Here is a 4839-nt window from a genome sequence, read left to right on the forward strand (position 1 = left end):
GCGACGCCGCTTTCGGGAGCCGCCTGCAAGGGGTGGGCGCTTGGCTGCGCCTGATCCCTGCCATGATCCGCTTGGGAACAGTCAATATCGATGACGAGCGGCTTCGTTGACTGTAGCGCCTTCATCGTCTGCCAGCGCCTTCCGCAGAGATTAACGTCTACTGGCTTGCTCGACGACAAAACCTATTACCTGTTTTGATGCCGGCCAACAAATGGCCACTTCCGAGGGTTTCGGTTATCGCCCCCCACAGGAAATTTCGTTTTATAGGACCGCTTCAAGCCGAAAGCCGCCGAAGCGGCAATCTCAAAATTCAAACTGAGGCGCTACCAGCAGCTCCACGGGGCTTGCCTGCCGCGCCGCAACCGGGCTATATTTCCCGGATTGCATCATCGTGCGGTGCGGAAGCCGGTTGGAAGCCGGCACGGTCGCGCCACTGTGATCATCGGGCTTGGCAAGGCTACGATGTAAGTCAGACCCCCCGCACGATCAGGCAGCCTCGAACTGGACGCGAAATCCAAGGAGTTTCATCCATGTCCACGATTACCTACGCCCCCAAGTCCGGTCCGGTCGCCCACCCGGTCGCCCTTCCGCTGCGCGAAGTGCTGCCCTGGGCGATTTTCGCCGGCCTGCTTCTGATCCTGGCGATCTATTTCATCGGCGCCGAACAGGGCGCGACCTCGCTGTTCAAAGGCATGTATGTGCATGAATTCGTGCATGACGGCCGCCATCTGCTCGGCTTCCCCTGCCACTGAGGCGGACGTTCGCCTGAGGGATCGCCTGCGGTCCCGCACGTCTTCAATTTGCTGCCAATGAAGGGCCCGCGACCGCTTGCCAGTCGGGCCCCGGTTTGCATTGCCTGAACGGATCTGAACATGGTCGGAAAATTGCTCGCGCGCGGCATGCTGGTCGGCCTGATCGCCGGCCTTTTGTCATTCGGCTTTCTGAAAATCGTCGGCGAACCGCTGGTGGATCGCGCCATCGCCTTCGAATCGGCGATGGATGAGGCTAAGGCCCAGGCCAGGATCGACGAAGCCAAGGCCAAGGGGATCGACCTGCCCAAGGAAGAGCCCGAACCCGAACTGGTCAGCCGCGAAGTCCAGGGCGGAATCGGCCTGTTGACCGGCGTCATCATCTATAGCGCGGCCTTCGGCGGCCTGTTCGCGCTGGTTTTCGCTTTCGCTTATGGCCGCATGGGCGATTTCGGGCCGCGAGCCGCCTCGGCCTTGCTCGCGTTGGCCGGTCTCGTCGCGGTCTACATCGTGCCGAATCTCAAATATCCCGCCAATCCGCCGTCGGTCGGCAATCCCGAAACCATCGGTATGAGGACGGCGCTTTACTTCGCCATCATCCTGATTTCGCTCGCCGCGATGATCGCGGCGGGTTCGCTGCGCCTCAGGCTCAACGCCCGCTTCGGCGGCTGGAACGCGGCGCTGATCGCCGCTGTGGGCTATATTGCTGTGATGGTCGTCGTCTCGCTGGCGCTTCCGGGCGTCAATGAAGTGCCGGAAGGCTTCCCGGCGCCGGTGCTCTGGCAGTTCCGCATCACGTCGCTCGGCGCGCAATTGATCCTGTGGGCGGTGCTCGGCCTCGGCTTCGGCGCCTGGACGGAACGCGCCGCGATCGCCGAGACCAACGGCGCGCGGCTTAAGACGGCGGCTGTTTGAGCCGGAGCCTCCCCGGTCCGACATCAGAGCGTGGCGAAGCGGCTGCGACATGACCATTCGTCTGAAGCTGCTCTGCCATGCCCCCACCGCCGCCACGCGCGACGCCGGATTTCCGGCGGACGAACCGCTTGACGACAAGGCCCGGGCCGTTTTGGCCGGCCTGCCCCATAATCTGCATCGCGCGGATCGCTGTTTCGTCAGCCCCAGCCTCCGGGCGCGACAGACGGCTGAGGCGCTGAGCCTCGACGCCGCCGTGGAGCCGCTGCTGCGCGAATGCGACTATGGCCGCTGGGCCGGACGCGCGCTGGCCGAGATACAGGCGGACGAGCCTGAGGCGATCGCGGACTGGCTGCGGGCGCCGGACGCCGCTCCGCATGGCGGTGAATCCGTGCAGGATCTGTTGGCGCGGGTGGCCCATTGGCTGGACGCGCAAAAGGAGACGTCGGGCCTGACCGTCGCCATCACCCATGCCTCGGTGATTCGGGCGGCCATCGTCCACGCCATCGAGGCGGGGCCGCGCGCCTTCTGGCGGATCGACGTCGCGCCTTTGTCCCTGACCCGCCTCAATGGCGACGGCCGGCGCTGGACATTGGCCTCGATCGGGCCGATGCGGTCCGAGGCCGGACGCAAATGATCCGGGCGCTTGTCATGCTGGCGCTGCGATGCGCGACGAGGACGCGCGGGTTAGCCGTGGCGGCCGCGTTGCTGATCGCCGCGCCGGCCGCGCCTGTTTCCGCCCATCACCTTCGCGCGACACCGGACGGTTCCGTCCAGGGCCTTCGCATTCCCGGCCTGACCCACGGCCAGATGGTCGTCATCGCCGCTCATCGGTTGGAAATCCTGAAACTGGCGGATGAGCAGACGCCGACCGATCCGACGCTGCGGCGGCTGCAGGGCTATGTCGCCTTGCAATATTTCGCCTGCCTGTGGGGTCTGGTTCCGGGCGGGATCGAGGACGAGAGCAGCCCGTTCAATGAATGCAGCCACGCCTATCTGGCCGGGACCAAGGCATTGCTGATGCATCTCCTGACCTTGCCGGGCGAGCGCGCGCCCGCAGTCCGCGCTCTCGCCGACCGGATCGAGCAGGACATGCAACAGAACAACGCCTCGCTCGTGCTGTGCCGCTTCAGCGACGAACCATTCGACTCCGCCGAATTCATCGGACCCAATTGGAGCGAGATCCCGTTCCATCCGGTCAGCCTGTTGTCGCTGGCGAGCGTCGCGCTAGCCGCGATCGGCGGCGTCTGGCTGGCCGTGCGCTTCCGCTCCTGACCGTTTTGACGCAAAAAAGCCCCGCCCGATCGGTCGGGCAGGGCTGGAAAGCGCATCACGAAGCGGATCAGACCTCGGTCATCACCTTGGCGACGCATTCGCTGACATAATCGATGTTCTTCGCGTTCAGCGCCGCGACGCAAATGCGGCCGCTGTCCAGAGCATAGACCGCATAGGTCTCGCGCAAGGCGATGGCCTGCGGCTTGGTCAGCCGCGAATAGGAGAACATGCCGTTCTGGCGCGTGATATAGGAGAAATCGCGGCCCGGCAGGCGCTCGGAGAGCTTTTCGGCCAGCAGCTTGCGCATGGTCTTGATGCGCTCGCGCATGCCGCCCAGCTCCGCGTCCCATTGCGCGCGCAAAGTGGGATCGGCCAGCACCAGCGCCGCCGCCGCCGCGCCATGACCGGGCGGCGAGGAATAAGTGATGCGGGCGATGCGCTTGAGCTGGCTCAGCACGCGAGCCTTCTCCTGCGCGCTGGCGGTCAGCACGCTGAGCGCGCCGACGCGCTCGCCATAGAGCGACAGCGACTTGGAGAAGGAGAAGGACACGAACAAAGGCCCGCCATCCGAGGCGAACAGACGCACCGAAAAGGCGTCGGCCTCCAGCCCTTCCGCGAAGCCCATATAGGCCGTGTCGAGGAAGGGGGTCAGGCCGCGCTCGCGCACGATCTTCGCGATCTGCCGCCATTGGTCCTGCGACAGGTCGAGGCCGGTGGGGTTGTGGCAGCAGGCGTGCAGCAGCACGACGTCCCCGGCGGGGATTTGTGACAGGGTCGCGATCAGGCCGGCGAAATCCAGCTCGCCGTCGGCGCCGTAATAGGGATAGGTCTCGACCGTGAAGCCGGCCGCCGTGAACAAAGCGCGATGGTTTTCCCAGCTCGGATCGCTGATCCAGACCTTGGCCTGAGGCGAAATGACGCGGATCAACTCAGCGCCCAGCTTCAGCGCGCCGGTGCCGCCGAGCGCCTGAACCGTCGCGATCTTGGCGAGATCGGCCGAATCGGCGAACACCATCTGCGCCACCGCGGCGTCATAGGCTGGCAGGCCGTCGATCGGCACATAGCTGTGCGGCGCCGTCTTGGCCAGCAGCGCCTCTTCGGCCTGTTTCACGCAAGCCAGCAGCGGCACCTTGCCGTTCTCGTCCTGATAGACGCCGACGCCGAGATTGACGCGGCTCGGCGACTTGTCCGCGACAAAGGCCTCCGTCAAGCCCAGGATCGGGTCGCGCGGAAGCTCCTCAACATTTGCGAAAAGGCTGTTTTGCATGGATGCGCTCGGCTTTGCTTTGATGTTGGCCGCTTGTTAGCGCATTTTATACGTCACACGCCAGTTGCATTTCCGTCGATGCGGAAAGGGAACAAGCGCACCGGCGCCGGGTTACTGAATTGTAATCTGGCGTTAAGAGCTTCGCCCTCTTTCAGCCACGGTTTCTGGTCCCTATATGTTCCTGTTGGCGGTCGGCAGTTGCGACCGCTTCGAACGCGCCGCTTCCGGGCGTTCGGCTCAAGGAGGGTTTGATGGCTGCTGCGCTTCCCATTCTCGCAGGCGAAAATGGCCTGACGCGCTATCTTGATGAAATCCGGCGTTTCCCGATGCTGGAGCCTCAGGAGGAATATACGCTCGCCAAGCGTTGGCGCGAGCATTCCGACTCACAGGCCGCGCATCGTCTCGTCACCTCCCACCTCCGGCTCGTCGCAAAGATCGCCATGGGCTATCGCGGCTATGGCCTGCCGATCGGCGAAGTGATCTCCGAGGGCAATATCGGCCTGATGCAGGCGGTGAAGCGGTTCGAGCCGGACAAGGGTTTCCGCCTGGCCACATATGCCATGTGGTGGATCCGCGCGTCGATTCAAGAGTATATTTTGCGTTCGTGGAGCCTCGTGAAGATGGGCACCACCGCGA

Annotated in this window: 6 protein-coding genes; 5 read left to right on the plus strand and 1 reads right to left on the minus strand. The window is 64.3% G+C overall.

Translation table 11 applies throughout. The features are described 5' to 3' along the window. The first annotated feature begins 530 nt into the window (after positions 1–530). From ACE3S9_RS14855 to ACE3S9_RS14870, 4 genes are all read left to right on the plus strand, one after another. Positions 531–752: a CbtB-domain containing protein gene (locus tag ACE3S9_RS14855; protein WP_374547258.1), complete on the plus strand. Its 222-nt coding sequence runs from the start codon at positions 531–533 to the stop codon at positions 750–752. 120 nt (positions 753–872) lie between these two features. Continuing rightward, positions 873–1664 (plus strand): CbtA family protein, encoded by a 792-nt coding sequence (locus tag ACE3S9_RS14860; RefSeq protein ID WP_374547259.1) that lies wholly within the window; start codon positions 873–875, stop codon positions 1662–1664. 49 nt (positions 1665–1713) lie between these two features. Further along, positions 1714–2298 (plus strand): histidine phosphatase family protein, encoded by a 585-nt coding sequence (locus ACE3S9_RS14865; RefSeq protein WP_374547260.1) that lies wholly within the window; start codon positions 1714–1716, stop codon positions 2296–2298. 56 nt (positions 2299–2354) lie between these two features. Further along, a complete protein-coding gene (locus ACE3S9_RS14870) occupies positions 2355–2936 on the plus strand; it encodes a hypothetical protein (RefSeq protein WP_374547261.1) in 582 nt (193 codons plus the stop codon). Between the two features lie 67 nt (positions 2937–3003). Here ACE3S9_RS14870 and ACE3S9_RS14875 read toward each other — a convergent pair whose 3' ends face one another. After that, entirely contained in the window at positions 3004–4203 is a 1200-nt protein-coding gene (locus ACE3S9_RS14875) for an aromatic amino acid transaminase (RefSeq protein ID WP_374547262.1), read from the minus strand. Positions 4204–4454: 251 nt separating this feature from the next. Between ACE3S9_RS14875 and ACE3S9_RS14880 the strand changes: the two genes are divergently transcribed. Then, on the plus strand, positions 4455–4839 hold a 385-nt coding region (locus tag ACE3S9_RS14880), incomplete at its 3' end, for a sigma-70 family RNA polymerase sigma factor (RefSeq protein WP_374547263.1).

This window comes from Rhodoblastus sp., assembly GCF_041915505.1.
Classification (GTDB): domain Bacteria; phylum Pseudomonadota; class Alphaproteobacteria; order Rhizobiales; family Beijerinckiaceae; genus Rhodoblastus.

What these genes read in the sequence shown, in the direction of transcription:
- ACE3S9_RS14860 (WP_374547259.1), top strand. Translation starts at nt 873, where the DNA reads ATGGTCGGAAAATTGCTCGCGCGCGGCATGCTGGTCGGCCTGATCGCC.
- ACE3S9_RS14855 (WP_374547258.1), top strand. Translation starts at nt 531, where the DNA reads ATGTCCACGATTACCTACGCCCCCAAGTCCGGTCCGGTCGCCCACCCG.
- ACE3S9_RS14865 (WP_374547260.1), top strand. Translation starts at nt 1,714, where the DNA reads ATGACCATTCGTCTGAAGCTGCTCTGCCATGCCCCCACCGCCGCCACG.
- ACE3S9_RS14875 (WP_374547262.1), bottom strand. Translation starts at nt 4,203, where the DNA reads ATGCAAAACAGCCTTTTCGCAAATGTTGAGGAGCTTCCGCGCGACCCG.